We start from the raw sequence: 26,791 nt of genomic DNA on the forward strand, positions 1-26,791 counted from the left end.
CTTCGGATTGCTGATCGTTGGCGCCGGCTGTGACCGGCGCACTGAAGGGCTCGCGGGGGCGAGACCTTAAGCGGCCCGAACCGGTCGATCCGGTCGGGTCGCTGTGCGGCCAATAGAAAGAAGCGGGCGAAGCCCGCTCCTTTCTAATCGTCGCGGCCGACAGGGACGAACCGGATCTCCTGAGCGGTGATGTTGATGCCGGTCTCTTCGTAGAGGTTCTCCAGAACGTCGTAGAGACGATCCAGCTCGGGGAGCGGGATGCGGGTGGTGATCGGCATGTTGTCGTTGAGCGGGAGCCAGCGCCCGAAGGGCGCGATGCGGAACTCGTCCGTGGCATTGTCGATGACCAGATGGTCGCCGAGGTGGACGGGTGCGTCGTTGAACGCTGCCATGTCGAAGGCGAGGGTGGCTTCCATGAGGTCATCGGAGATCGCCTCGCGTGCGGCGTCGTTCTTGGCCTCGTCGAAGGCGCGCTGTGCCTTGACGACGGTGGAAATGGTGTTGGTGATCGTCTGCAACTGCTCGATCGCCCTCGTATGGTAGTCGCGTGCGACGGGATGATGCGTGAACATCAGCGAGGTGGAGATGAACCGGCTGGCGAAGGCCACGGTGTCGCGCAGCTTTTCGTAATCGTTCAAGGTCATGTCGTAACTCCTTCATTTGGATGACGGAGTTCGCCCACACTGTAGTCCTGAGTGGTCAAGGACCGCGCGCGCGGCCGCCAGCGGCGGCGAGCGGGGGTGCCGATTTTCTCGATGCGCAGCGTCGTGAAAATTGGGGGGACCGCGATGTCCTTGAGGACGGAGGGACGGGTGTAGAATACCCGAAGTCAGAGAGAGATAGCCCCGACCCCGAAGGGGGCGGGACCGCATGGATGGCGCCCGGTGTTTCCGGTGGGCTGAGGTTTGGCCTCGAGCTGGCGCGCATGTCGAAGCCTTCGTCTCTCCCGGCTTTTTGGGGCCGAGCCCGCGAAGCGGGAGAGGCTTGGCGAGGCAAAGCCGAGCGCGTGAGATGGGGTAATCGGTCGCCGCCGCTTTCCAACGTCGCTAGGCTTCCGGTGTTCTCATTCAACACGGAGCCGAACATGCGCAAGGTGGTGGGTCTCGACGTTTCTCTCGAAAAGACGGCGGTTTGCGTCCTCGATCGCGACGGCACCCTGGTTTGGCAGGGCAAGGTGGGCAGCGAGCCCGGCCCGCTCATCGACAAGCTGAACCTCTGGAAGGCCGATCTCGATCTCGTCGGTCTCGAAGCATGTCCGCTGTCGGAATGGCTGCACCATCATCTGACAGACGCTGGGTTCCCGGTGGTCTGCGTCGAGACGCGCCATGCAGAGCGCTTCCTGTCGACCCGGCCCGTGAAGACCGATCGCAACGATGCGCGGGGGCTCGCCGAGATGATGCGCGTCGGGCACTACCGGGCCGTTCATGTGAAGTCGATCGAGGCGCAGATGGTGCGAACCGTCCTCCAGGCGCGCCGCCAGATCGTCGCCGCGCTGATGCAGATCCAGGGTACGATCCGCGGCTTGCTACGAATGCACGGTCTGAAGATGGGTGAGGTCCACCGGTGCAAGTTCGGCGATCGCGTTCGCGAGCTCGTCGCTGAGAAGCCTATGCTGGGAGCCGCCATCGATCCGCTCCTCCGTTCGGCCGAGGTCATGGCGACGGAGCGCAAAGCGATCGACCGACGCCTCGAACAGGCAGCACGTCGCGACGACGTGTGCCTTCGGCTGATGACCATTCCCGGCGTAGGCCCGATCACCAGCCTGGCGTTCCGCGCCACAGTCGATGATCCGGCACGGTTCAGCGCGTCGAAGAGCGTCGGCGCTCTGATGGGCCTGACGCCTCGCGTCTACCAGTCCGGCGAAACGGATCGATCCGGACACATCTCGAAGGCGGGCGACGACATGATGCGTCACCTTCTCTACGAGGCAGCCTCGGCGCTGATGACGCGCGTGCGCAAGCCGTCGAAGCTGAAGGCATGGGGCGTGGCGGTCGCGCGACGACGCGGCGCGAAACGCGCCCGTGTCGCGGTGGCCCGCAAGCTCGCGGTGATCATGCATCGAATGTGGATCGCCGGGACAAGGTTTGAGACCGGGGTGGAGGCGAAGACGCCGGCGGCCGCATAAGAGCAGCGGCACCAGCCTTCTAGCCACCATCCTGTCAGACCCGATCCTGGACGACGGGGACGGTCAGTCCGTCACGATCCCGGCGACGTCTCTTCCGAGATAAGCGCGCGCTGTGAGATTGGACGACCGAAGCCCCTCGAACCCCATCATGGGGCGGCCTGACGGCCAGACCCCGTACAGAAGCACGATCCAGGAACGTGGCCCATAAAGGGAAGCGACCCGCAGCCGAATGGCTTGCGGCGGCGATCGGACGCGCCTACCGGCAAGTTTCGACCCTTGTGAGACGTTGGACGCCTTCATAGACTGCTCGAAAGCAGACGCTTGGAAGCCTGTAAGCCAACGCCAAACCGTGTGGGTTTGATATTGTACCAATCTACTATTCTGAACATGGCCTACGTCGGAGGTTACATTCTGATCCCATTCTTGGCGGCGCTTGTGACAAAGTATCAGTTCAAGCAGCGTAAGGTGTGGCACATCGCCTTTTTGTCGTACTTGGCCATTCCAATCGTCAATTTCGCCATCTACGCCTCGGTTCCAGAAGAAATGATCACCAATTCGCTGACACATTATCGTGGGAACGAATGGATTCCGCCCAGTGATCATATCATCGACGTCGCGTTTTTCGTTGTGATGATGGCAGTTCCTGTGACGCTGGCAACTCTCCAGGTGCGAATGTCGAAGTCCTGTAAGGAGGTCTAGCGTCTGTTTGTCCTTTGGGACTGTGCCTAACCGGACGGTCGTCTTTCCACCCATCTTTCGCGTTGGCAGACGGTCAGCTTTCGACCCCATCATGACGTAGGATGGCATCGCCAGACCTACCAAGAGCAGTCGTTCCGCGAAGCCGCGTTGACACGTATGCCCGACCGCTGACAAGTTCGGGACTGGCAGGTGCCGCCAGCCGCTCGCATCCACATGGATATGGTGAAGGCACCGAGATATGACCGTCACCGGATAGTCCGCCCGGCAATGGATCGGCAATGCGAGCCCCGACGACCCGTTGCCGGCGCGAGGACCTGTCATGCCGACAATCGACCAAGCCAAGTCAATGGCCAAGCGGCTGCGATCCGCATTGGCTACTAAGGAGATCGACGTCTCCCACGCCACCAGCCTCGAACTCGTCGCAGTGGAGCTCGGGTACCGCGACTGGAACACCGCCTCGGCGGTTCTCGAGCCCGAGCGACTAGGTCCGGTTTTGTTCGAGCAGGCGATCCCGATCCTGCGCATTTTCGACGTTCCGAAGGCACGGGAGTTCTATTGCGGTTTTCTCGGCTTCGGCGTGACGATGGAGCACCGCCACGAGCCGGGGCTGCCCCTCTACATGGCGATCGAACGGGCAGGCCTTGAGCTTCATCTCAGCGAGCACCACGGCGATGCCAGTCCTGGCTCCACGGCTTTCGTTTGGACCAGGGGCATCCAGGCCTACCATGCCGAATTGACTGGCAAAGCGTATGGATACGGACGTCCTGCGATCGAGCGATTGCCCTGGGGCGACCAGCTCCAGGTCCATGACCCGTTCGGAAACCGCGTCAGGTTCTGCGAACGGCGAACGTAGGTCTGCGAAAGTCGATAGCGGCGCGTTCGAAAGGTAACTGCGATCGTCCGCCCGCTCTCGACCCCATAAAGACATGCGATGGCCGATATCCACCACTTGGAAGCGGACGTTCCTTTAGGCGGCTTCCCTGAGCAAGCCTTCAGCGAAGGTCTGTCCGCGCTCACAAAGAACCCGATGGCTAGCCGCATCAATGTTCGAACCACAGACCACGAGCGCCACTCGCTTTCCAGCTAAACGAGCGCGAAGCGGACCAAGCGCGCCAGCCAACGCGGCAGCGGCTGCGGGCTCTACGGCTAAACGGGCTTGCTCTTGCATGACGACGAGGGCCGCGCAGATTTCATCATCAGAAACCGTAACCACGTCATCGACATAATGAGCGATCAGCGACAGGCTGAACGGGAGCGACATCGGTGGAGCGAGGCTGTCGGCAATCGTATCCGTTCGGTCGAGTGAAACCGGTCCGCTCGCGGCGAGACCCCGTGAGACCGCATCGGCGCCTAGCGGTTCTACCCCGTAAACCGCACACTTCGGGTTCACTAGTTTCACAGCCGCGGCAACGCCGCTGATCAGGCCCCCGCCGCCGACCGCGACGACGACTGCATCAAGCTCGTGGACGTCTTCCATGACCTCAAGACCCACGCCCGCGGTTCCCAAAGTGGTGTTCATTCCCTCGAACGGGTGGATGAACGAAAGGCCTTCCTCGCGCACTAGCCGTTCGGCTTCGGAGAAGGTCGCCGCGCCTGGTGGCATCAGGACGACCTCTGCTCCTTCGTCTCGAGCCTGTCTGATGCGAAAGGGGTTGGCCGTAGACTGCATGACGACCTTCGCATTCACGCCCTGTTGCCGAGCGGCCCATGCCACCGCGATAGCATGGTTGCCGGCACTCGCTGCCGTCACGCCGTGTCGCCTTTCCTCTGATGTCAGCGACTGCATGACCGAAAGAGCCCCGCGAGCCTTGAACGTACCCGTATGCTGGAAGGCCTCAAGCTTCAGATAGAGCCTTGCATGATCAAGCGTTCGCTGCAGCGAAGGCGACACTAATTCCACGGACGGCGTACGAAGGATCGAGGTTGAAAGATCTCGATGCCGCGACCGGATCTGAGTGAGTGATATGTCTTGCGGATTGGCCATAGGGCTTTCCACCTTCCTCAGGCTCCAAGCGTGCAATGGCAGTTTGGCTCAATTTTCGTCCGAAAGCTGCCAGTCTCTTTTCCACCCAGTGACGTCTTTCCACTAAGGCAGCCCAGTCCGTGCCGCATCCGTTCACCGGGTTGCAGCGACGAGGCCGAAGACAGCAGCCGCCAGCGCTAGAACGATGCGGACCCAGTGCACGGCGAGCCAGGCATCGAGCTGGCCCGGAACATCATCGACCGCGATGGCGCCCTGGTTGAACGTTGCATTGATCGGGAAGAAGTAGGCGACTGTCAGACCGAGAAGTACGGCGATGCATCCCAGTGCGGCAAGCCACAGATTGCGGATGCTGGCATCCCCCCATGACAAGACGATTGAACCGACGAGACCGAAGATCGTCGGCCCGACCACAAGCGGGATCGTGCGGACGATGAGGCCACTGTTCGCCGCGAACCATGTGAGAAAGTCAGCGGGAGGTAAGCTCCGCCAGAAGGGGCCGAGGATCAGGGCGATCGCGAGCATCACGCCTGCAAAGGCGGCCGAACCGACGACGGCGAGGATCTGAAACGGGAGGATCATGGAGCCACCTTCCAATGGATCGAGATTGACACTATGATGTCAACCTACATTTCGACATCATGATGTCAAATTGAAAAGCCGAGTTTCATCGATGCCCGACAGATCTCATTCCGCTGAGGCGTTGACGGAACTCGTCTTGACGCTCTTCCGCGTTAATAACGCGACGCTGGTTTGGGGTGATAGACTGGTCCAGCCATTCGGGCTGACGAGTGCGCGTTGGCAGATTATGGGCGCCATCGCCTATGCCGAACGGCCCCGGACCGTGGCTTGGCTTGCCCGCGACCTCGGCGCTAATAGGCAGAACGTCCAGCGGATCGTGAACGAGCTGGAGAAGGACGGGCTGGCAGGCTTCGTACCTAACCCTCACCACAAGCGGGCGCAGCTCGTGGTTCTGACCCCGTCGGGGAGGCAGGCTTACGAAAGAGCAGTCGAGGTCTGGTACCCCGCCGCCGACGAGCTGGCGAAGGAGCTCAAAAAGGAGGACTTGGCGACAGCCCTGCACGTCCTCAATACCCTCCGTGGCAAGCTGGGCGCGGGCAACGACGGGGAGGACGAGGCGGTTATTTAACCGGCGACGATCAGGAAGGTGAACCGACGTCCGTTTCGCCTGAGAGTTCGGAGCCCGGAGAATGCGACGGGATCGTTGCGACATCCGGTGGCAGAAGCCGTTAGCCAATCGTGTGACTCCGACCCGCAAGGACGATCACAGCTTTGGGCGGGTTCGCCCAAAGCTGCCGCTTTTAGATGTGGGTATGCGCCTTGACGGACTCAGCCTAGATGCCGAAGGTCACGAGGCCACGATCATCGATCGTCCATGCCGGGTTCCAAGCGATCTCCCATGCATAGCCATCTGGATCGGCGACATAGCCGCGAAAGCCGCCATGGGGTGGCGCGTCGGCCTTGCGCAGAAGCGTTCCTCCCGCCCCGACGAGACGCTGCACGACCAGGTCGACATCAGCCTGGTCGGCAACGTTGTGAGCGAGGGCGAACGCCCCGGGAGCCGGCTGGCTCGGACGCTGTATATCCTCGTCAAGACCCGGATTTGCCCAAGTTCCCAGCACGAAGCCGTTCATCTGGTAGAAGGCGATATCGTCGTTCTCGAAGACCGGAGCCCAACCGAAGCCGTCGGCATAGAACTGCCGAGATCGTGCAAGCGAAGCAACGCCGAGAGTGATGACCGAAATCTGTTGCTGCATGTTCCAAGCCCCATGGTTCGCCCGAGCGTGGTCGCTTCGGACGTTCGAGGTCTTGGGCCGTCACCATAGCGACGGAAGGACCCGCTTTCGCGGGGGCCGGGCCAACCGCACCGACCTAACCTGTTTCAGACGTTGAGGGTGCTGCACGCTTTTGCGGCTGCCATCAAGCGGTCGAATGTCAGCTCGACGGGCATGACGTCCAAGAGCGGACGGACCTCTTTCCACCCATTTTCCCCATTGGCGGACGTCGCCAGATTGGCGCTTGACGATCAAGGACCGATTACAGAAGTGATCGTGACCCGAAGGGACGAGACCCCTTCGGGGGCTCGGGTCGCGCAGCGACTAGAGCCCGGCCCGAAGGGTCACGCCCGGACCTTGCTGCGCTGGCTGAATCACTGCGAGAAAGCTGCGGCGACGACGATCTTCTGGATCGCCTTCTCTTCCCGGGCCGACAGCTTGAGGGCCTTTTCTGCCCGATCGTAGCGAACGGTGGCTTTGGGCAGGGTCATGTACTCCACGGGCTCCCAGCCCATGCGTTTGCTGGCGGTGTTGTCGAGGTGGTAGCCGCTGATGTCGATGGCACCGCACTCGGCGAGCTTGCGAGGTGAGGGTTTGGCCCGGAATGCCTTCCAGCAATCCTGACTGGCGCCGTTGAGGCCGCCCATGCCGGACTGCTCATAGGTTTTCTGGAAGATGGCGACACCTCGCTGTGCGCCTTTGCGGGCCTCGGAGAGGCTATCGGCTTCTGCGGTTTGGACGCCGACGAGGGTTGCTGCTGCGAGGATGACCAAGAGGGTGTTTTTGCGCATGGACGATTTCCGCGATGGCTGAATTGGCAAACGACTGTCGGTGGCCAATGGTATCGCGGATCCCAGCGGAGTGTGGAGCTTTGCTCTGGGTGAGCGCGCATAAAAAGGGGGGCGCAAGGCCCCCTTGGGATGCTGGTGTCGAAGAGGTGTTAGTCGAAACGCTCGATCTTGGCAGACCCGGATGCCATCAACGGTTTCATGGCGGCGGCGATCTTGGCGAGGAAACCTTTGCTGAAGGAGCCTCGGACCTCGACGTTTGGGTTGTAGTAGTAGGATCGCTCGGCAATGTCGTAATTGTATTCCGACACGAGGATCCACGCCTGTTTCCATTCTCGTAGACCGGCACGTCGTATCTCGAGCAATGGGATTTCGAGGGCGGTCTGGTCCGATCGTGGCGGTTCGCCAGAGATGGCCAGCAGCACGAGGTTCGTGACGTTACGGCCCGGAATGGCGAGGAGAAGGCAAACCGGGCGCTCGGACTTTCGGCCCTCGGTCTCGCCTCGATCCCGCTGCCATCCGAATAGATAGGAATAGGGGATGATCGACCCTGACTTGGGAACGTCAGTCATGGGACTCGTTCCCTTCCGCGATCAATCGATCCAGTTCGGGGAGGATCATGGCAGCGAGGTCAGGCGGTGTTTCTCCAGCGCCGTAGACCATCCGCGGGTCGGACTGCGCTTTCATCGCCGCGAAATCATCGTAGGTCATGAGGACGTAGCGCGGCTTGCGGTGTTGAGTGATGGCGACGGGCTGGCGATCAGCGGCCATGGTCACGGTTTTGATGTCGCGAAGCAGTTCGACGGTTGAGAACTTCTGCATGAACGCCTCCTTTGGATAAGTCGTAATATACAAACATTCCGATTTTTCATCAAGCGGAGCGCGCTTGGTTTGGTCGAGTCTGGCGATTTCGCATCACAATGTTCCCGGCGCTTGGTTAGGTTCGAGACATTGCGCCGACGGTGGTTGGAGGCGACAGCCTCCAACTTGGTCGGGCGTTTCGTGTTGGGCGGGGCCTAGTCGATGGCGCGAAAGATCGTGCGGGCCTCGGGGTGATCGAGGGCGAACTCCCGCAGGCGGTGGAAGGCATCCGCCATGAGGTCGGTGGGGTCGTCGAAGGACAGGCTGGAGAAGGCGAGAAGGCAGGCGATGATGCCGGCGGCGTCGGTTGACACGATGCCTTCGAAGCCGTTGCCGTGCCACTGGATACCGATCCGGCCCTCGCCGTCATGGCGCATGTAGAGCGGCTTGCCGTCGAGCTCGAGGAAGTCCCATAGGCCGCCGCGATACTCGGGGCTGAGCTGACCCATGACGTTGTAGATGGTAGCCTCGCCGGCGACCATGCGGCGGGGTCCGAAGAGTGCGGGCAGAAAGGTCATGCGCCGGCTGTCGGCCACGATGCTGGCGGCCTGCGGACGGTTCGGGATGGCGGTGGCGGTCGCTTCGGACATGGGGATCTCCAGAAGGTGTGAGGATCGGCCCGACGTCTCTCTCTGGTCTGACGGGCTCGCCCGTCACGCCCTTCCTCGAACTCTGGTGGCGGCTGCGGCTGTCGGCCAGTGACGACACGAGAAGGAGGCTTACGCCTCCGCCTCCTTCGCCGCGGCCTCGGCGAGGAGCTTCTCGAGGTTGCGGAGGGTCTCGGCGCGCTCGCGCTTGGTGAGGAGGCAATGCGCCAGCTCGGCGCGGTGTTCAGCGATGTCGAAGTAGATGTCGTAGGTCATTGTGCTGCTCCTTCGTTGATGACGAAGGAAGGGCACGGGTAAGGGTGAAGAGGGTCAGGGATCGCGGCACGCGACCGGCGGAGTCGGCGATGGGGGAGCCGATTTTCTCGTCGCGAAGCGGCGTGAAAATTGGGGGAACCATCGTCCTTGACGATCGAGACCGTCCCGTATCATGGGCAGTCATCAGGGAGGAAAGGGTAGGTATGGCGCTGGTTGGCAACCCGCGCCGCCTCGCGGCGCCGCAGGGGACTGCAACGACCGAGAGCTTCAGGCGGCCGCGGCCTGATCTGCCTGATCGACCAGCGCCTGTTCACTTTTTCGCTTCTCGAAAGTGGTCTTGATCGATGTCCAATCGATCATCGCGGTCATTCTGTCGGCTTTGCTGACGGGCTCGACCGGGTTGCCATCGATGTCGTGACGCATGGCGTCCGGCTGGGCGACGGCGAACAGATAGGACCGGCTGCGAACGTATTTTCGGATCGCGCGACTGACGTCGGACCACTTGGCGTCGGGCTTCATGCGCGCCTTGATCTCGGCGCCGATCCCGATCGCGAAGGGTCGCATGATCCCGTCGGTGCTGTCTGGCAGAACCGCAATCGGCGCGATCAGGAACAGGTTGATGGTTTTGGCGACTTCGACGTTGTGAGCGGTGGCGTTGATCGGACCACGCTTCTTGGTCCAGAGAGCGGGGGGCTTGGGGGCCGTGTCGGTCATCGCGTCCTCGAATATGGATTGCGGTCCCGCAGACCAGCACTGGTCGCCGCCGGCGTATGCCGCTTGTATCAATCCGCGGCGCGCAAGTCAGCGCGGTCCTGTGCCCGTGGCGGGCATTTTAAGATAGGGACGGCCGACAAGGAAAGGAGGCTCACGCCTCCGCCTCCTTCGCCTCGACTTCGAGGACGGCGAGGCGCTTCAGGCTCTCCCAGCGCTCGCGCTTGGTGAGGAAGCAGGAAGCCAGCTCGGCGCGCAGTTCAGCGATTTCGGCGAAGATGTCGTAGATCATGGGAAGCTCCTTCGTTGGATAGGAGATCCGGCCACGGGTAAGGGCGAAGGGGGTCAGGGATCGCCGTGAGGCGACCGGCGGCGCCGGCGATGGGGGAGCCGAAATGCGCAGCATTTTGGGGGGACCATCGTCCTTGACGCCCGAGGCCGTCCCGTATGATGCCGCCTATTCAGGGAGGGAAAGGTCCAGCTTGGCGCTGGTCGGCACCCCGCGCCGCCTTGCGGCGCCAAGAGGGGCTGGCTTAACGGCCGCCCTGGAACAGGAAGGTGAAGCGATAGGGCATGGACTCACGGGCACCATTCCGCGCTGTCCTATCGGGGCTCGCTCTAGTCAGGGTCAGTTGACCGTCGGCGACCGGAACGGGTGCTCCGAGCGTCAGGTCCAGAACCTTTTCCCATCCGCCGCCGATCACCGTGACACGCACGATCAGCCGTCCAGCATGGACGCATTGGACGTCGACGGGGCAACGGCTGTCCTCAACGACGCGATCGGGACGCACGCGCGGGCCATCGGCATAGGCCGTTTGGCCCAAGCCAACGGGCCCTTCGATCGGCTGGGCCAGAGCGACGTTGGTGAGGCAGCATAGAGCTGAAGCTGTGAGAGATAGGTTCACGCCGATGTCCGTGGCGGCGGTCGAGGAAGGCCGCTGGGCGAGGTGACAAGCCCGCCGAAGCGGGCTTGTCGTTCAGCCGAGACGGCTGACGGCGATGATGATGCCGACGCCGGCAGCCACGATGGTCGCGATCCAGACGGTTTGCCGGGTGATGGCAGCCTGAATGTCGGCGTTGGCCTTATGCAGGTCGGCACCGAGCTTGTGCATGTCGGCACTGCTTTTGGCGATGATGCGGTCAACGTTCTCGGTGGATGCCATGTCTTTCTCCGCCTCGTCGTAAGCCTCACCAAACGCCTTGGCGAGGGGGCTGGCCTTGTCTGCTGCGATTCCGGCTTCGACCAGAGCGTCAGCGATCTTGAGCCGGTCGATCTTCATGGCTGTCTCCTTTCCAATCTAGGGGTTGAACCTTGCGGAGCCAATCCCCGCAGACACCCGACCAGCCGTTGCGGAGCCGAGCAGCATCCTCGTCAGAGGACCGGAACGCAGTGGAGGACTGCCCATCGGGCAGTTGCGCGAGGGTTCGTTGCGGCTAGGGTCGTCTGCTTCATGGGATGGCTCGGCCGAGGTCGGCGACGATGTGGAGGGGCGCCAGTGAGACCGGCTCACCGCGCTAGGCTCTGGATCGGATCGAGCGGCGGACGATGGGCCTTGCCACCCGTCGCGGCGTGGGATGGATAGGCGATCGCAGGACGGGAGCGTGCATGGCCGCTGGCAAGGTGAAACCGGAGCTCGTTGGAAGGCTGCGATACGCGGCGGAGACGGCGCCGCCGGAGGTCTCGGCCCTGCTGCTGGAAGCGGCGGAGGAGGTCGTGGATCTGCGTCGACGGGTTGGAGACGCGGAAGAGGTGGATGCGACCGACGAGGAGTTGGAGCTTCTGATGATGCGAGCGGTTGGAAGCGCCTGATTGCCTGCGTGAGGGATCGTGACCCGGAGGGACGAGACCCTTCGGGGGCTCGGGTCGCGCAGCGACTAGAGCCCGGCCCGAAGGGTCACGCCCTGATCATGCCGGGTCGGGTCGAGCGGGATGTGGTCCTAGAGGATGCTGAGGATCACGACGGCCACGGTCAGCACGCCGATCGCGCCGATCATGCCGAAGGTCTGGATACGGGTCCGGGCTTTCGTGGTTCGAACCATGGACTCGAACTCGGCGATCTGCATCTTGGCGCTTGCGAGGACACGCTGGCTTTCGGCATGGTCCCTCATCATCGTGTCCGAGGGGGCGTTCGGTCGGCTTTTGATGGCGGTCAGGATTTCCGCTTTGTCCTGCGGGTTGTGGATCATGTCCTCCAACTCCTCTAGGCCCCTTTTCAAGATTTGAAGGGGCCTTTCGACACCAACAGGATCGCCGTTCAACCGAATGAGATTGTCGAGAAGGGCGATCTGGTCGGCAACATCGATGGTTGCCTTCACGTAGGCCATGCGATCGCGTTTGTAGTCCTGTAGACCAACCTCGATGGCGTGGCTCATCTGGGCGATGGTCGAGAGGATGTCCGAACCGTTGGTGGCCGATGGATTGCTCAAAGTGGTCTCAGCGAGCGCGGTGTCTGAATGGCCGAGGTAGTATGAAACGATGGTGGTAGGGCGCAAGCCTCACGTCTGCGCGTGAGCGCCAGGTGAGGCTAGGGGTTGCCACTAGGCGAACGGTCTTACGCGTTCAATCGCCGGGGCCGTGACCTACTCTGATCCCCCGTGGATGACAGCGAGATGCAGGATCATGACGGCGATCTGATCGGCAACCCTATCGGTGGGTCGAATGCTACGGACACGAGCATCGACGCGAACATCACGACAGCGCTGGACGATCGCCGAGCGAGCTGCACATCCATTGGCATGTGCAACCTTTACAGCCTGACCAAGGGTCAATCGGCCATTCTGGAATTCACCCGTGCGGCGGTGGATCGAACGGGCAACCTGCCCCCGTTACCGGACATCTTCCCCGACACCGCGGCGCCGATCGTCAGAATGAGCGAGGGCGAGCGCGAACTGACGATGGCGCGCTGGGGCATGCCATCGCCCGCGTTCGCGCTGAAGGGCAAGAAGGTGGATGGTGGCGTCACGAACATCCGCAACACCAAGAGCCCACACTGGCGGCGCTGGCTGGGTCCCGAGCATCGTTGCCTCGTGCCGATGACGAGCTTGAGCGAGTACGACACGGTGGAGGGCAAGAAGGTGCCGGCGTGGTTCGCGGCGAGCGACGATCGACCATTGATGGTGTTCGCGGGGATCTGGACGAACTGGACGTCGACGCGAAAGGTGAAGGAGGGGGAGGTGAGTGCCGATCTCTACGGCTTCCTGACGACGGAGCCGAATGCGGTTGTTGCACCGATCCATCCCAAGGCCATGCCGGTGATCCTGACGACGGCTGAAGAGATGGAGATCTGGCTGGAGGCGCCGTGGGCCGAGGCTGCGGCGTTGCAGCGTCCCTTGCCGGACGATGGCCTCTGCATCGTGGCGAAGGGGGCGAGACGGGATGGCGCTGATGATGGACGGTGAGGAAGTCTACCGGGCCAGGTTGGCGGAGTGTCTTGCGGCGGCCGAGGCGACGACGTTGCCACAGGTGAAGGAGCGTCATCTGACGGCGGCTGCGTCCTGGCAGACGCTTTTGGATACGGTGATGGAACGCAAGGCCAACGTCGCCGCTCTTCAAAGATCGAGGATGCGGCATCAGGCGGAGGACACTGCGTTGAGCGAGACCGAATACGAAATTCCCGATACCGCGGTGGATGCGATCGAAGATGGGACGCCGGTGATGAAGGCGTTCCGTCAGTCAACGGGACGATCGCAGCACGATGTCGCCGTGGAGGCCGGCATCACCGAGGACCGGCTTGCGGAGATTGAGCAAGGATCGACGGCACATGCCGACGAACTGGCGAGGATTTCCAATGCGCTCGGAGTTCCGGCAGACCTGCTGGTAGACGAGTAGTTCAGTCCAGCCTTCGCCAATGCGGCCAGCTTAGCAGTGGATACGAGGGCGTCAGCCCTCCCGCCCCGCGTCAGCGGGGCTTCTTCCCGTACTCGATGCTGGCCTCGACCTCGGCCACGAGGGGGATAGCGACTTTACGCGAAAGGTGAACTTGCCGTTGTTGGCAAGGCTCCGAGTGATCCGGCTGAGGAAGGCGCGGAGGCGTCGGCCGGTGCGGGCAAGGAAGTTGATTGTGGTCTTCATGGGTCTGCTCGTTTGGGTTCTGCGTTGTTCGCAGGGATTGACCAGCGGAGCGGACTGGCGCTGGAACCCGAAGGGCCGCAGCGCAGCGGAGGGCACGGGCGTGGCTGAGATTTGGTGCCGAAGGCACGTGCGCGAGGAGGCCGTCAGGCCGGGGAAATTTCTAGCTCGACCGTGTTGGAGGGGTCGGGCCGCTCTGCAAAATCCCGGTAGCGAACGATGCTGAGCCCGAAGAGCTGGCCTGGGCGCAACGGTTATTCGGCGGCACTGGTCGGTGCCGGAGTTCCGATGGTGAAGTGCCAGTGCCATGGGCGAAGAGACGTCCGCCAGAACGGGGCCTTGAACGAACGTGACATCGACGACGCGCTGGCGGATGCGGAGGACGCCGTGACGTCCGATCGGAGCCGCGTCGACGATCTGAGCCCTGCGCAGCTCGATGCGATCGCGTTCCCGCTGCGCTACCTTCGGCTTGCGAACAAGCTTGGTGCGGAGGGATCATATCCGGGCTTTGCCGAGCTGACGGCCCAGGTCGGGCGGGAAAAGCCGCAGCGAGCGGATTTAGCCGCGATGGAGAAAGAGGACATCGAGGCATCGGAAGCTGAAGACGTCCGACGCCTCGAGGCGGAGGATGCGTCTCAGGCTGCGATGCTGGGTTCGTCGCCAAACTTGTAGTTGACCAAGCTCAGCGCGGTCGCGATGACGGAAGCGCGCTGGCGTGGTTCTACGTCGAATAGGAAAATCCTGGCCCTGTCATCCACGAGGCCGGAAGCGTCGAAGTCCTCGCGGGGCTTCTGAAGCTGCTCCATCAGATCGGCGACGGTCCAATCACGTCCGCGTCCGACCGAAAGCGTCAGGATCGCCTGCGCCAGCAGTTCCACAGCGCATTTGACGAAGAAGTTTTGTTCCTCGTGGGGAGCCGGTATCGAGGCCGCGACGGCTCGTGCTGCCGGAAGATCCTGGGCGTAGGGCAAAGGTGCTGGCATGATCCGTTCTACCTTTCGTGACCGATCGGGATGCCATTTGGGTTGAAAGCCAGCTAAGGAGCAAGACGAAATTCTGGAGAGTGAGGTCCAGTCTCCTGCGCCGATCGAGGCTGCGTCGGCTCAGTAGCCGAGGAAGGCCAGAAGGTCGCCGGCATCGATGGCGTCGATTTCCTTGCCGGTGAACTCGTAGAACTCGCCGATCGTGGCGTCATGCAAGTCCATGATACGTTGCGCCGCTGGCAGATCGAGGATGATGGCGTCCTCGGTCCCGCGCAGCTCGAATGCGTCGTCGGCAGTGAAGCGCATATCAGGGCTCCCGGTCGTTGGTGGCGGCTTCGTCGCGGTGGATGATGATATATTGCGCGATGGCCAGGACGTTTTCCATCTCGCCTCGTGGAGCATCGAAGAACCGTTCGACCAAGGGACCACCTCGCAGGAGATCGCGATCGAAGCGGTGTTTGTGGAGGGTGGTTTCGGTGAGGAGGTCGCGTTCCGTCCAGCCTTCGGGCTTTCGGCGTGAGAGGTTGGCGATGCTGATTGCGACGAGCTCGGCCGCCAGGGGCTCGATGGATGTGAGCGAGGCGTCCCAGGTGGAAACGATGGATCTTGCATCGAGGAGCGCCGTGGCGCTCGGCAGATCGACCAAGCTGTCTCCTTGGGGTGAGCGCGGACGGCGAGGGCTACCGTTCGAGCCCCTTGGAATAGTCCGCCTTTGACTGCCCGAGGCGATAGAGCCGGCTGTCGCAGCGTGCCCAGGTAGGCGGACTGGCTGTGTCGATTTCCATCACAGGCGAGGAGTTGGCGAAGGCCATGTCCTCGAACTTGGGATGGCCGATCATGAAGCCGAACAACTGGTGACGGCCGAAGAACTCCTCGTACCGCATAGGGCGAAGTTCCCATAAGTGGACGATCGGCGCTGCCGCCAGCTCGTCAGCCGCGGGGGGCGGCCCGATCACCTTCTCCATGGTCATGGCTGAGAACCCGCCGTGACCACCTGGGACGGCCTTCCGGGCTTCCGGGGGCGATAGTGAGCCTGCATGAGGATGGGGTCGCGCAGCGCGGCCCGGCACACCATGCCGACCGTTGCCGGGATCGTCGCGCCCGCCTTGTAGCCGTTCCAGGTGCTGAGGCCGATGCCGAGAAATTCTGCCGCCTCCTGGTTCGACAGGCCAATCTCGGCCTGCCAGTTCACCAGTTGCGCCGTCGTCATGCCCTGCTGCTCCTCGTAGAGCTTGCGGAGGTGGATGGCGTCGATCGCCAGGTCTCCGTCCGGGTCCTCCCAGAACAGGGACGTGCCGCCGTAGCCGACCTGGACTTCGAAAAAGGTCTTGGGGTCCATCAAAGGAGCGAGGATCGGGCCGCCGGTCTTGATCCATCCGCCGAGGTTCACGCTGCTGGAAGAGCCATCGCTCCAATCGATGCCAACGGTTGGCCAGCCCCTTGGGGAGGGAGCGACGGTCAAAATGCGAGGAAGTGCATTGGTCATGTTCGGAGCTTTCAGAAAATGGGGAAGCGGGGATTGATGCGGTTCCACTCCGCGGCGATCTCGGCGCGATGGGCCTCGATCCACGGCATCACCTGCTTTCGGGCGGTCGCCGGCAGCGTTCCCTCTTGGACGGTCAGGGTCTCGATCAGGACGAGCGCTTCGAAGTCCGGTGAGATGATGTGGAAGTGGTAGGGCAGGTGATCGTTGGCGTAGACGCGGACGATGATACTGCCGACCTGGTAGAGCTTGCCCATGGCACCCCCGTTTCGGATGCCTGAAACGTAGTCCAGTAAAGGGACTATGTAAACTGTTATGGCTGATATTTGGACTAGGTTTCTCAGCGCTACATGCGCTTTGCGATGAAGCGTTGCTCCTCGCCCAGGGCGTTGGCGTAGATCGCCATGGTCTCGACCGCGGCGTGGCCCATCCGTCCCGTGTTCGAACTGCTCGATGTCCTGACGGAGATGAAGGGTTTTCCGACGTCTGGTCATATCGACGGCTCCTTTGGTGCCGGAGAACAAAGAAAAGGCCGCCCGAAGGCGGCCTTGGCGGGAGAAGATGGGGGGCATCAGCCCCCCACTCGCATCACCTTGATGCCGAGCTTCTTGGCCTTGTCGGCGAGGTTCTCGGTGATGCCGGTGCCGGGGGTGACGATGACGCCCTGGGGGATTTGCTCGAGCATCTGGTCGTTGCGCTTGAAGGGAGCGGAGCGGCCGAAATTCCAGTCGGGCTTGAAGGCGACTGCGGGGACTTTGCGGTTAGCCGCCCATTTGGCGGCGATCAGTTCCGCGCCCGTCGGGCTGCCACCGTGCATTAGAACCATGTCGGGGTAGCGCTTCTGGACCGCATCGAGGGTCTTCCAGATCGTCTCGTGGTCGTTGTAGTCGGCGCCGCCGGCGAAGGCGATCTTGGTGCCGGTCGGGCAGTGCAGCTCGTTTTCGGACCGGGCCTTGGCGGCGAGGAAGTCGCGCGACTGGATCATGGCGCTGGTGACGTTGGCGTGGGAGACCTTGGAGCCGGTGCGGGGGAGCCAGGGCGATCCGGTCATCACCTCGTAGTGCTCGGCGGCGAGGTCGCGCATGGCCTCGAAGGCGTTGCGGGCTTCGGTGAAGGCGGTGCCCTCGTCCAGGAGCTTCTCCAGCTCAACGGAGCGGATCTCCGAGCCGTCCTGCTCGCGCTGGGCGTCGCGCATCTTCATGGTGGTGTCGTCGAGACGCTTGTTGGTGTGGGTCAGCCGGCGGTGGAAGGAGTTGACGAGGCTCCAGAGCATTTCCTCCAGGTCGCCTTCGAGGCGGGTGTCGTGGAAGATGTCGGCCATGCCGGTCATGACGTCGCGGATCTTGTAGGAGAGGTCGTCGCCGTCGGGCAGGGGGCGGTAGTCGCGGTCGCCGTCAGCCGTGAGGCCGTAGAGCTGGATTTCCTCGAGGAGGTGAGCGGTGGGGCTGGTGGAGGAGCTGGTGTAGCGGGTCATGGCGCTGATCCTTTGCTGGGGCGGCTCTTGGCCGGGATGGCGCGATGAAAGATCGGGAGTGGCGGCCCGGAACCCCTTGGGGCGGTGCCTGAGCGCCGAGGCAAGCAAGGGCTATCTTGTCCCGCGAGGAGACCGCTTGCGGTCGGGGAAGATAGTCCGCGGCGCAGCCTTGAAGGGACGACAGAGGGCGGCTCTCCGCCCGACTCTCCCGATCCATCGCTCCAGACATCCCTGCCCAAGAGCTGATCCCTGCATGGAGATGCCTCTGGCCAGACCCGGCCAGCGCCTCAAGCTAGGGCCGCGTAGTCCTCGGCGGCAGACCCCAGCTCCGCCACAAGGCGCGTGCGCAACGCTTCCGCGCCCCATGCACTGAGATCGTCGTTGAAGTCTCCAAGAACCGGCACGATCTCGCGCACGGTGATCGACCTTCCAGCCTCTTCCAGCCGCTGGAACAACTGGTGAAGGGCTCGCTCGCCCGCCTCGTCGTTATCCCGGCAGACCCACAGTTCCTCCACGATCGTCGGCACCTCGAACAGGGAGAGATGCGTGGCCGTGAGACAGGCGGCCAAGGGGAGCCTCGGCAGAGCGGTGCCGATGGACAGCATCGTCTCGACCCCCTCGCCGCACGCGAGGATGCGCCCCGCCTCTCCGAACCGCACGGCGTGGCCGAGAAGATCTCCCATGACGCGCTTCGGACTGGTCATGTCCGCGACTGCACCTCGCTCGACATCCAGCCAAGTGCGGGCTACACCCGTCGTAAGGCCCGCATTATCCGTAATTGCAGCCAATAGGGCAGGCAATTCAATAGCTTGCCCTGTCTCGACGCTCATTGCATAACATTTGTTATGGAACCTCAGCGCGGGTCCGAACCGCTCAATGTCGCGATTTCTAAGATAGCGCTGTGCCGGCGAACCGTGAAACGGCTTGGCGCTTGAAATCAGCCTCTGCGCCTTCTCACGTCGACTGACATCAGCCTGACGCGGTTCGGGAGCCGTCTGCTGCGCCTTGGCACGAATGATGTCGGGCTTGCCCAAGAAGCTCCTCGCCTCTTGCATGACCTCCGCGAATGTCGCGGCATGGCTGACGTGGGGAATGAGATCAAGGAGGTCGCCCCGCTCCCCCGTGGCATAGTCCCGCCACTTGCCCGCGCGTTGCGCGCCGTTGGTATGGAGGCAAATCGCAAGGCTGGCCCCCTTGGCGCCGTTCACGTCCCCGATCTGCCAGTAGTTTCCCGCGTGCCGTCCCTGCGGCAGATACGCCTTGCAGAAGCTCAGCGCATAGTCGCCCAACTGGCGCGAGATGTCGGTCGCCGTCTCCATCGCATTAAAACCCCTGAAGCGTTCCACCCGGTAGGAAACCGGAGGGCTCGATGCCCCCGGCTCTCTCAAAGCCGACTGATCGGCTACGCAGCCAGCTTCTGGCTCTCGCTCTCCGCCTGCGGGTAGCTCTCCACCAGACGAGTCAAGGTTTCGACGTTCCCCTGAAGAGGAACGAAGACCCGCGTCTTCCACTGGATGATCTCGGTCGTGCATCCGACCTGCTTCAGGTGTTTCAGGTGCGATTGATCGTACCCTACAACCTCAATTCGGTAAGCATCCATAACGCGCGAGCGCCGGACAACGAGACCTTCCACGAGGTTGACGGCGGCGTTCTTGACCATGACCGCCTCGCTGATCTCCTCCGGCGTGAGCTTCACCGAACAGTTCAGGCCGAGCTTCGCATAGACCGTATTCAGGTCTTCGGCCGACACGAGGCGTCCGACGACGCGCTCGCCTTGATCGGACTGAAGGCGGTAGACGCGGGTGTTGTCCTGCGGGAGCTTGTCCCAGATGGGCAGGAGAAGGCCGGAAATGACGGTGATGCGCGACACCTCGAACTCCGGCACCGCATCGACTTCCCGATGCCACGCAGCTTCGAACGTCATGTCGTCGACCGGCTTCCAGTTCGACGCGGCCATCTCGAGCTCCAGCATGTTCTCCGCGTGCATCGGGCGGATCAAGCGCACCCGCTCGATCGGGGCGCCGTCTTCCGTCATAAGCGAGTAGGTCGGCACTTCGACGGCCGCGCGGCCCGACTGCTCGTTCACGAGAAGGCGGGCGTCGCGCGTGTCGCGCAGCATGGCCTGGACGTCCGCCAGCGTGCGGGGACGGTTGCGCTGGGTTTCCTCGACCGTCAGGGCGAGGGTCTTGGCGCCCGACGGCGCGGTGTAGATCGCGTTGCGCTCCACGATCCGGAAGCTCTCGGCTCGCAGGGTTTCCAACCCGGCGTCGAAGGTGCCGCTGGCGATGGCGCTCTCAAGAATGCCGTCGAGGATGCCGGTGAAGGTATCGAACACGGCGTCCTGCATCTCGATCGTGAGCGCCAGGCAGCGGTTGAGGAAGCGCGAGATCGGCGGCAGCTCTTCGCGGAGCGTGCCGTTGTCCGTGAGCTCGAGCCCGGTCATCTCCTCGAACCGCTTGAGGGAGATCGCCTCGATCTTGCCGCGAACCACCGCACCGTAGAACTGGCGCAGCGCGGCACGCGCGTAGCTGCTTTCCAGATTGTCCTCGGGCCGGAACATGCCCTGACCGCCGGTCTGGCGCTGGCCGCGCGTGATGGCGCCGAGCGTGTCGAGGCGACGCGCGATCGTGGACAGGAAGCGCTTCTGGCCCTTCACGTCGGATGCCACGGGCCGGAACAGCGGCGGCTGGGCCTGATTGGTGCGATGGGTGCGGCCAAGGCCCTGGATGGCATTGTCGGCCCGCCAGCCCGGCTCCGCGAGGTAGTGGACGCGAAGGCGCTGGTTCCGGGCGTTGAGGTCGGCGTGGTAGGAGCGCCCCGTGCCGCCCGCATCCGAGAAGATCAGGATGCGCTTCTTGTCGTCCATGAACGCCTGCGTCTCCGTGAGGTTGGAGGACGCGGGTCGGTTCTGGACCTTCAGCTTGCCGTCGCTATGCTTGACGATGCGGCGTGAGCGGCCCGTCACCTCGGCCACTTGCGTCGTGCCGAAGTGCCAGAGGATCTGGTCGAGAAGGCCCTGCACCGGTGCGAGGCTGCCGAGATGCTCGATCATGGCGTCGCGCTTCTCGACGGCTTCACGGCACAGGACGATGTTGCCGTCCGCATCGATGACAGGTTTGGAATATTCGTTGCCGTCGGCGTCGGTGAAGGGCTCGTAGAGCTGCACCGGGAATGAGTGGACAAGGTAGTCCATGACGTACTCGCGCGGCGTCACGTCCACCTGGATGTCGTTCCAGTCGGACGCCGGGATCTCCGCCAGACGGCGCTCCATCAGCGCCTCGCTGGTCGACACGATCTGGATGACGGAGGAGCGGCCTTCATCGAGGTCGGCCTGGATTGCCGGGAGGAGGCTCGGGCAGGTCATCGCACCGATCAGGTGCATGAAGAAGCGCTGCTTGTTGGACTCGAAGGCCGAGCGCGCGGCGGACTTGGCGTTGCGGTTGAGCGACTTGCCGTTGTCGCCGGTGACGCCCGACGCCTGCAAGGCGGCCTCGAGGTTCTGGTGGATGATCTGGAAGGCGCCGGCATAGCTGTCGTAGATCCCGCGCTGGGCGGGGGTCAGATCGTGGACGAGCATGTCGTACTCGACGCCCTCATAGGAGACGGAGCGGGCGATGTAGAAGCCAAGGGCCTTGAGGTCGCGGGAGATGACCTCCATGGCGGCGATGCCGCCCTGCTCCATCGCGCCGACGAAAGCGCCGCGGTCCTTGAACGGAAGGTCGCCGGTGCCCCACAGGCCAAGGCGCGCGGCATAGGCGAGGTTGGAAACCTCGGTCGCGCCCGTCGCCGAGACGTAGACGATGCGAGCGTTCGGAAGGCGGTTCTGAAGGTCGAGACCGGCCTTGCCCTGCTGCGAGGGCTTTACGTCGCCGCGGTCGGATTTGCCCCCGGCAGCGTTCGCCATGGCGTGCGCCTCGTCGAACGGGATCACACCGTCGAAATCGTCGCCAAGCCACTTCACGATCTGATCGAGACGGCTCGCCTTGTCGCCGCGCTCGGCCGAGCGCAGCGTCGCGTAGGTGATGAAGAGGATGCCGCTCTCCATGCGGATCTCGGCGCCCTGACGGAAGCGAGACAAGGGCACGATGTCGGACGCGGCGCCGCCAAGGGCAGTCCAGTCGCGCTGGGCGTCCTCGATCAGCTTATCGGACTTCGACAGCCAGACGGCCTTGCGGCGCCCCTGGAGCCAGTTGTCCATGATGATGCCGGCGACCTGGCGGCCCTTGCCGCAGCCGGTGCCATCGCCAAGGAAGAACCCGCGGCGCACCTGGAAGGCCGCCGGATCGTCGTCGCGTGCGGCGACAAGCGTGCCGTGGTCGGGGTGAAGGGTGTAGCGACCCTTGAGGAAGGTGGAATGCGCCTCGCCGGCATAGATGACGGTTTCGAGCTGGGCGTCCGAAAGGAGACCGTCGCGAACCACGGCAACCGGAAGGACGGGCCGGTAAGAGGGAACGGGAGGGGCGACGGACGCCATGGCGGCCGACTGGACGAGCGTCGTCACATGCGGCTGCCCGCCCTCGATCGCGATCGACTGCACCTCGTAGTTCTCATAGAGCGAGGCGGTCAGGGCGGCCTGGCTCGGCGCCCACGCGCGCGGAAGGTAGGAGACTTCCCCGGTGTCGACGCCATCGAGCTTGTGCCGGGACTGAGACAGCGCGAGCTCGCGCGTCTCGGCACGGGCGCGCTCGCGGATCGCGGCAAGGCTCTCCACGACGGTCGAGGTCGAAGGGCGGCAAGCGACCGGCGTGATGGCGATCGGCGCCGAGCGGCGCGCGGGGCAGGCGCTCTGCACGAGCTGAAGAAGTTCGCTCGAGGACGACACGAGCGGATGGAGCCCCACGAAGCGCGAAGCGTCTTCGGCGGGGATCTTGTCGAAGACGGTCAGGCGCGTTTCGATCGTGGTGCCGTGCGCGGCGTAGACCTTGCCGGCGATCGCCGCGGAGAACACGACGCGGCCGATCCCCTGCAACTCCTCGAACGCCTCGCGCCAGGAGCCGGTCGGCGAGAAGCTTTCGCCGGTGATCGTCACCAGACGGCCTTCGGGCGCGAGGCGCATGAGGGCGCTGCGGACGTGCTTGTAGGTCGCGGCCTTGTAGCGCCCCTCGACCTTCGGCGAAGCCGAGAAGGGCGGGTTCATGATGACCACGGAGGGCACGATCGCGGCCGGAAGACGATCATGGATCGTCGCGGCGTCCAACTGCGTCACGGCCTTGGTTTCGAAGATACGCCGCAGGAGCTGCACTCGCAGCTCGGCATACTCGTTCAGCGCCAGCGAGGCGCCGGCGATACGGGCGAAGACCGCGAGCATTCCGGTGCCGGCAGAGGGCTCCATCGCGAGGTCGCCATCATGGATGCCGGCGGCCTCGGCTGCGACGAACGAAAGCGGCAGGGGCGTGGAGAACTGCTGAAGGGCCTGGCCCTCTTCGGAGCGGCGGGTCTGCGTGCCGACCAGACCGGCAAGGCGATCGAGCATGGCGAGGAAGGCCGAAGCCGACCCGGCCTGACGGCGCATGGCGGCGCCGTACTTGCCCACGAACAGGATCTGCGCGACCTCGGCCGCCTCGTAGGCATCCTTCCAGACCCAGGCGCCGTCAGCGTCAGAAGCGCCGAAGGCTGCTTCCATGACGGAGCGTAGAGCCTTGTTGTCGAGCTTCTTGCCGCTTTCCAGCATCTTCAGAAGGACGCTGGCGGCCTGGAATACGGCACGGGCGGGCTCGACCTTGATGGCGGGCGCGAACGAGGCAGTGCGATCGAAGAGGTTCATGGACGAGCTCCAACGGTTCAGGGTTGGCCTCCTCACGCTCTCTCTCGATCCGCGGAAGGCTTGCCTTCCCGGCCCGAACTCTTACTCTGAATACGCGTCTTCGTTCTCAGAACTCTAGTAATGTTTATAGATCCTAATATAGCCTCCACTATCCAAAATTTAGGATTTGAAATCTGCTTATTCATTCCGCCACGTTGCACCTTCAACAATTCTTACAACAGATTTATTCATATACAAGTTTGATACTCATATTGAACGAAAGTCATAAGTCACTCTTTACTTACAATTATGTATTCCCTTCAACACGTTCAGGTCGTGTTTTTCCTTAACGCTACGTAATTTACTGGCATTCTGTGCGGGTTATTAAGGCAACGATACCGCTACACCGCGGAGCAAGATGATAGGACTTGTCCCCCTATCGATGAAGGGTATTCAGAATGGCAAAATTTTTCGGCAGTACCGCCAACGATACGTACGTAGGCACGACAACTAGCGACGCTATTTTTGGCAGTGGAGGAAACGATAACCTCGATGGAGCCGGGGGCAATGATCAGATTTACGGAGGAGATGGTAATGACACCCTCTACGGGGGTTCTGGGGACGATATTCTGGCTGGTGATACCCTAAGCCCGAGTTCGCCCGAGGTCGGTTCAAATATCGTCTATGGCGGTGACGGGAACGATCAAATATACACTGGCGTACTTGGAGATACCATGTACGGCGAGAACGGTGACGATACATTCATCGTACAGGGAACTTCAGGTGCCGCTATATTTGACGGCGGTTCAGGGTTCGACAGTATCTTGATCCAAGACTTCAACGGCTTCAATCCGGCATCATCAGGGCGCGCTGTCCTCTATGTCGATAGCATAAACAGCATCGAGCAGATTGCTAATGTAAGCGGCCGCGGCGCTGATATCATCAATCTCAGTGGAGATCTGAATCTAAGCGGTACCACTCTGATTAATATTACACAGATCCGCGGCGGCAATGATGCCGATAATATCACCGGCAACATCATTCTTGATAGTTCAACTCGCACGTACCGCGGCGCAATTATTCAGGGTTTTGGTGGCAACGACACAATTACCGGCTCTCAACTGAACGACACCCTAACTGGCGATGACGGGAATGATACCGTGTCGGGGGGTGCCGGAGACGACTTTGTGTCGGGCGGCAACGGCCAAGACATTCTTATCGGTGGCCTTGGTGTAGATCAGCTTTTCGGCGGTGCGGGTAACGACACCTTAGCCGGGCAAGGCGGCAACGACCAGCTTACCGGCGACGCAGGTGCAGACCTCTTCTACTTTAATCTCAGCGGCGGTCAGGACACGATCACCGACTTCCAGAACGGAATCGACAAGATCGGGGTTGGCGGGGATATTACCAGCATCAAAGTGTTTGAGTTCCAAGGCTCAGCTGCGCTTGAGCTGACTTCCGGCTCAACAGCCACGGCGACCTATGTGAGGCTTCTAGGCGTTTCTGTTTCTCAGATCGATGGTAGCGATTTCGTTTTCGGTTGAGGCCAACCTTAGACCTTGCGAAGCGGGGGGGCCGTCGAACGGATCCCCCCGCCCCAATGAGGATTTCAAAAAGCTAGCCCATAGATAAGCGTTTCATATCGCCCACTTGCCGCTCAGAATAACCACTCCACTGGTGAGTCTGATAGGCGGCGGTTGAGGCATAGTCTTCGACTTGGATAACCTCTCCCGCCCCTACATATTGTTGATGCAGCTTGGCCGCTTGGTTACCGGTCACAGTCAACGAAGTGCCGTCCGCAAAGGCGAGGTGCCCGTTAACGCCCGACGCAATGTCTAGCGTTAGCCGGTCGCTTGAGCCTTTAAATGAGACGACAACGTTGCCCTTCTCGTGACTGACTATGACGTCGCTGACGCTGTAACCACCAATGGTCACGTCGACGTCGAAGTCGGCTTGAACTTGATCTCGACCATCGCCCTTTTTGAAGGCGATCGTTGAGTTGGTGCCAGTCAGTACGATGCGGTCGTCGCCTGTTCCGCCGGTGACCGTCGAGTAGGATCCCACCTGAACGACGTCGTCACCTTCTCCGGCGTCAACGACCCCATGCCCGGCCGTTCCGCCGTTTGTGGAGCGGTCAGCCACGATGATCGTGTCGTTGCCACGTCCCCCATCAATCGTTGAATTGCCCATCGTGACTACGACATCGTCGCCGTCTCCCGCATCGACCGATGCGTAGTCATACACGCGAATGTCGTCACTGCCGGCGCCCCCGTCCACCGTCATGTAGCCATAGCCGCGAACGCGGTCGCTGCCGGCACCGGCGCTGACGGTGGAGTTGCCGTAGGTCGAGATGCTGTCATCGCCATCGCCTCCCGCAACAGAGGCATAGGCGTATGTACTAATTTGATCGTCGCCTAAGCCACCTGCGGCCTTGGCATAGTCGTAGGTCTGAATGACGTCATCACCCTCGTCGCCCGTGATGTTGCCATAATTATGAACCTCAACATAGTCGTTACCGCGGCCACCACGAACCGTGGCATAGTCCAGTGCGAACACAACATCGTCACCGTCGCCGCCCTCGACATTGGCATAGTGACCGGCCATCACAAAGTCGCGCCCACGACCGCCGCTTACGCTAGCATAGTCACCCACCACCACCACATCATCGCCATCGCCGGCGTTGACTTTCGTATAGTCGCCAGCGAAGACGAGATCTCGGCCACTACTGCCGTTGATCGTGATGCCGTTCAGCAAGGCGACGATGATGTTGGAGGCGGAATTTTTATGGGCCGCACCCAGTATTGTCAGGACAGTCGAAGACGGCGAGTTGGGGCCGGAAGAAATTGGTACGGTGCCGGGTGAAGGCGACATAGCCCGCAGCAGCGTGAGGGCGGAGTTGTTGACGGATGAGATCGTACTCAACAGGGCCTCCCTGGACGGGGTAGTTGCAGATTGCCGGAGAACATAGCCGGGACTTTGCTGGAAGAATTCAGAACGCCGGGTTTCATTGCGATCCTCTTTGCGTAAGGTCGATGCCTTCATGGCGACCGCACGCGCGGACGGAGGAAATATCATTTTTCCACAACCATTGTGTGTCGCATATCTAACTACAGCATTAACGCCCGCCGAAGTTGTTGTTTAGTGATGCTCAAAATTATGGAAAGGAAGGAAACATTATAATATTGGCTTTTAGACCGTCAAGATCCAATTAGCCG

At 62.2% G+C, this 26,791-nt stretch carries 32 protein-coding genes; 9 read left to right on the forward strand and 23 right to left on the reverse strand.

Going from position 1 to position 26,791, the window contains the following annotated elements; all coding sequences use genetic code 11:
- Positions 1-143: 143 nt before the first annotated feature.
- On the reverse strand, positions 144-644 hold the full coding sequence (locus tag GGR04_RS19685) for a hypothetical protein (protein WP_183201711.1): 501 nt from the start codon (positions 642-644) through the stop codon (positions 144-146).
- Positions 645-1,084: 440 nt separating this feature from the next.
- Between GGR04_RS19685 and GGR04_RS19690 the strand changes: the two genes are divergently transcribed.
- From GGR04_RS19690 to GGR04_RS19700, 3 genes are all read left to right on the forward strand, one after another.
- On the forward strand, positions 1,085-2,125 hold the full coding sequence (locus GGR04_RS19690) for an IS110 family RNA-guided transposase (RefSeq protein WP_183201785.1): 1,041 nt from the start codon (positions 1,085-1,087) through the stop codon (positions 2,123-2,125).
- A 387-nt stretch (positions 2,126-2,512) separates the two neighbouring features.
- The gene (locus tag GGR04_RS19695) at positions 2,513-2,824 is read left to right on the forward strand and encodes a hypothetical protein (RefSeq protein ID WP_183201712.1); all 312 of its coding nucleotides are present in this window, start codon (positions 2,513-2,515) and stop codon (positions 2,822-2,824) included.
- A 319-nt stretch (positions 2,825-3,143) separates the two neighbouring features.
- Entirely contained in the window at positions 3,144-3,677 is a 534-nt protein-coding gene (locus tag GGR04_RS19700) for a glyoxalase superfamily protein (protein ID WP_183201715.1), read from the forward strand.
- Positions 3,678-3,791: 114 nt separating this feature from the next.
- Here the strand turns inward: GGR04_RS19700 and GGR04_RS19705 are convergent, their stop codons facing one another.
- The gene (locus GGR04_RS19705; RefSeq protein WP_183201717.1) at positions 3,792-4,808 is read right to left on the reverse strand and encodes a pyridoxal-phosphate dependent enzyme; all 1,017 of its coding nucleotides are present in this window, start codon (positions 4,806-4,808) and stop codon (positions 3,792-3,794) included.
- A 132-nt stretch (positions 4,809-4,940) separates the two neighbouring features.
- A complete protein-coding gene (locus GGR04_RS19710; protein WP_183201719.1) occupies positions 4,941-5,387 on the reverse strand; it encodes an anthrone oxygenase family protein in 447 nt (148 codons plus the stop codon).
- A 136-nt stretch (positions 5,388-5,523) separates the two neighbouring features.
- Between GGR04_RS19710 and GGR04_RS19715 the strand changes: the two genes are divergently transcribed.
- A complete protein-coding gene (locus tag GGR04_RS19715) occupies positions 5,524-5,955 on the forward strand; it encodes a MarR family winged helix-turn-helix transcriptional regulator (RefSeq protein WP_376769877.1) in 432 nt (143 codons plus the stop codon).
- Positions 5,956-6,160: 205 nt separating this feature from the next.
- On the opposite strand, the gene GGR04_RS19720 is transcribed toward GGR04_RS19715, so the two are convergent.
- The 9 genes from GGR04_RS19720 to GGR04_RS19765 form a co-directional block, all read right to left on the reverse strand.
- Complete coding sequence (locus GGR04_RS19720) at positions 6,161-6,583, reverse strand: VOC family protein (protein ID WP_183201723.1); 423 nt, start codon at positions 6,581-6,583, stop codon at positions 6,161-6,163.
- Between the two features lie 392 nt (positions 6,584-6,975).
- Positions 6,976-7,392, reverse strand: coding sequence for a hypothetical protein (locus GGR04_RS19725; RefSeq protein WP_183201725.1), 417 nt, complete (start codon positions 7,390-7,392; stop codon positions 6,976-6,978).
- 149 nt (positions 7,393-7,541) lie between these two features.
- Complete coding sequence (locus GGR04_RS19730; RefSeq protein ID WP_183201727.1) at positions 7,542-7,961, reverse strand: hypothetical protein; 420 nt, start codon at positions 7,959-7,961, stop codon at positions 7,542-7,544.
- Positions 7,954-8,211 (reverse strand): type II toxin-antitoxin system Phd/YefM family antitoxin, encoded by a 258-nt coding sequence (locus tag GGR04_RS19735; RefSeq protein ID WP_183201728.1) that lies wholly within the window; start codon positions 8,209-8,211, stop codon positions 7,954-7,956. Before GGR04_RS19735 ends, GGR04_RS19730 begins: the two co-directional genes overlap by 8 nt.
- A gap of 194 nt (positions 8,212-8,405) precedes the next feature.
- Complete coding sequence (locus tag GGR04_RS19740) at positions 8,406-8,840, reverse strand: antirestriction protein (protein ID WP_183201730.1); 435 nt, start codon at positions 8,838-8,840, stop codon at positions 8,406-8,408.
- A gap of 129 nt (positions 8,841-8,969) precedes the next feature.
- A complete protein-coding gene (locus GGR04_RS19745) occupies positions 8,970-9,113 on the reverse strand; it encodes a hypothetical protein (protein WP_183201731.1) in 144 nt (47 codons plus the stop codon).
- 267 nt (positions 9,114-9,380) lie between these two features.
- Positions 9,381-9,827, reverse strand: coding sequence for a ProQ/FINO family protein (locus GGR04_RS19750; protein ID WP_183201733.1), 447 nt, complete (start codon positions 9,825-9,827; stop codon positions 9,381-9,383).
- A 151-nt stretch (positions 9,828-9,978) separates the two neighbouring features.
- Positions 9,979-10,116, reverse strand: coding sequence for a hypothetical protein (locus tag GGR04_RS19755; protein ID WP_183201735.1), 138 nt, complete (start codon positions 10,114-10,116; stop codon positions 9,979-9,981).
- Between the two features lie 685 nt (positions 10,117-10,801).
- Positions 10,802-11,104, reverse strand: coding sequence for a hypothetical protein (locus GGR04_RS19765; protein ID WP_183201737.1), 303 nt, complete (start codon positions 11,102-11,104; stop codon positions 10,802-10,804).
- A 326-nt stretch (positions 11,105-11,430) separates the two neighbouring features.
- Here GGR04_RS19765 and GGR04_RS19770 point away from each other — a divergent pair, with 326 nt between their 5' ends.
- The gene (locus GGR04_RS19770) at positions 11,431-11,634 is read left to right on the forward strand and encodes a hypothetical protein (protein WP_183201738.1); all 204 of its coding nucleotides are present in this window, start codon (positions 11,431-11,433) and stop codon (positions 11,632-11,634) included.
- 128 nt (positions 11,635-11,762) lie between these two features.
- Here the strand turns inward: GGR04_RS19770 and GGR04_RS19775 are convergent, their stop codons facing one another.
- Complete coding sequence (locus tag GGR04_RS19775; protein ID WP_183201739.1) at positions 11,763-12,317, reverse strand: hypothetical protein; 555 nt, start codon at positions 12,315-12,317, stop codon at positions 11,763-11,765.
- Positions 12,318-12,560: 243 nt separating this feature from the next.
- On the opposite strand from GGR04_RS19775, the gene GGR04_RS19780 reads away from it, so the two are divergent.
- The 3 genes from GGR04_RS19780 to GGR04_RS19790 all read left to right on the forward strand — a co-directional run bounded on the left by GGR04_RS19780 (position 12,561) and on the right by GGR04_RS19790 (position 14,565).
- Positions 12,561-13,223 (forward strand): SOS response-associated peptidase, encoded by a 663-nt coding sequence (locus GGR04_RS19780; RefSeq protein WP_183201789.1) that lies wholly within the window; start codon positions 12,561-12,563, stop codon positions 13,221-13,223.
- Positions 13,201-13,653, forward strand: a complete 453-nt coding sequence (locus tag GGR04_RS19785; protein WP_183201740.1) for a helix-turn-helix domain-containing protein — start codon at positions 13,201-13,203, stop codon at positions 13,651-13,653. The genes GGR04_RS19780 and GGR04_RS19785 overlap by 23 nt, the downstream gene beginning before the upstream one ends.
- Before the next feature lie 579 nt (positions 13,654-14,232).
- On the forward strand, positions 14,233-14,565 hold the full coding sequence (locus GGR04_RS19790; RefSeq protein WP_183201741.1) for a hypothetical protein: 333 nt from the start codon (positions 14,233-14,235) through the stop codon (positions 14,563-14,565).
- On the opposite strand, the gene GGR04_RS19795 is transcribed toward GGR04_RS19790, so the two are convergent.
- The 9 genes from GGR04_RS19795 to GGR04_RS19835 all read right to left on the reverse strand — a co-directional run bounded on the left by GGR04_RS19795 (position 14,529) and on the right by GGR04_RS19835 (position 23,597).
- A complete protein-coding gene (locus GGR04_RS19795; RefSeq protein WP_183201742.1) occupies positions 14,529-14,876 on the reverse strand; it encodes a hypothetical protein in 348 nt (115 codons plus the stop codon). The two genes, GGR04_RS19790 and GGR04_RS19795, sit on opposite strands and share 37 nt — an antisense overlap.
- Before the next feature lie 120 nt (positions 14,877-14,996).
- On the reverse strand, positions 14,997-15,182 hold the full coding sequence (locus GGR04_RS19800; protein ID WP_183201743.1) for a hypothetical protein: 186 nt from the start codon (positions 15,180-15,182) through the stop codon (positions 14,997-14,999).
- Between the two features lies 1 nt (position 15,183).
- A complete protein-coding gene (locus tag GGR04_RS19805; protein ID WP_183201745.1) occupies positions 15,184-15,522 on the reverse strand; it encodes a hypothetical protein in 339 nt (112 codons plus the stop codon).
- Positions 15,523-15,556: 34 nt separating this feature from the next.
- Positions 15,557-15,847: a hypothetical protein gene (locus GGR04_RS19810; RefSeq protein WP_183201747.1), complete on the reverse strand. Its 291-nt coding sequence runs from the start codon at positions 15,845-15,847 to the stop codon at positions 15,557-15,559.
- Positions 15,844-16,362, reverse strand: a complete 519-nt coding sequence (locus GGR04_RS19815) for a DUF2442 domain-containing protein (RefSeq protein WP_183201748.1) — start codon at positions 16,360-16,362, stop codon at positions 15,844-15,846. Before GGR04_RS19815 ends, GGR04_RS19810 begins: the two co-directional genes overlap by 4 nt.
- 11 nt (positions 16,363-16,373) lie before the next feature.
- Positions 16,374-16,616, reverse strand: coding sequence for a DUF4160 domain-containing protein (locus GGR04_RS19820; RefSeq protein ID WP_183201750.1), 243 nt, complete (start codon positions 16,614-16,616; stop codon positions 16,374-16,376).
- Positions 16,617-16,930: 314 nt separating this feature from the next.
- Positions 16,931-17,833, reverse strand: a complete 903-nt coding sequence (locus GGR04_RS19825; RefSeq protein WP_183201752.1) for a DUF2493 domain-containing protein — start codon at positions 17,831-17,833, stop codon at positions 16,931-16,933.
- A 287-nt stretch (positions 17,834-18,120) separates the two neighbouring features.
- Positions 18,121-19,152, reverse strand: a complete 1,032-nt coding sequence (locus GGR04_RS19830; protein WP_183201754.1) for a DUF7146 domain-containing protein — start codon at positions 19,150-19,152, stop codon at positions 18,121-18,123.
- Positions 19,153-19,235: 83 nt separating this feature from the next.
- Complete coding sequence (locus GGR04_RS19835) at positions 19,236-23,597, reverse strand: strawberry notch family protein (RefSeq protein WP_183201756.1); 4,362 nt, start codon at positions 23,595-23,597, stop codon at positions 19,236-19,238.
- A gap of 437 nt (positions 23,598-24,034) precedes the next feature.
- Between GGR04_RS19835 and GGR04_RS19840 the strand changes: the two genes are divergently transcribed.
- Positions 24,035-25,120 carry a calcium-binding protein gene (locus GGR04_RS19840; protein WP_183201758.1) on the forward strand — a complete coding sequence of 362 codons (1,086 nt, stop codon included), beginning with the start codon at positions 24,035-24,037 and terminating at the stop codon, positions 25,118-25,120.
- Between the two features lie 73 nt (positions 25,121-25,193).
- On the opposite strand, the gene GGR04_RS19845 is transcribed toward GGR04_RS19840, so the two are convergent.
- Positions 25,194-26,618 carry an autotransporter outer membrane beta-barrel domain-containing protein gene (locus GGR04_RS19845; RefSeq protein ID WP_183201760.1) on the reverse strand — a complete coding sequence of 475 codons (1,425 nt, stop codon included), beginning with the start codon at positions 26,616-26,618 and terminating at the stop codon, positions 25,194-25,196.
- Positions 26,619-26,791: the final 173 nt, after the last annotated feature.

The organism is Aureimonas pseudogalii, assembly GCF_014196835.1.
GTDB lineage: Bacteria > Pseudomonadota > Alphaproteobacteria > Rhizobiales > Rhizobiaceae > Aureimonas > Aureimonas pseudogalii.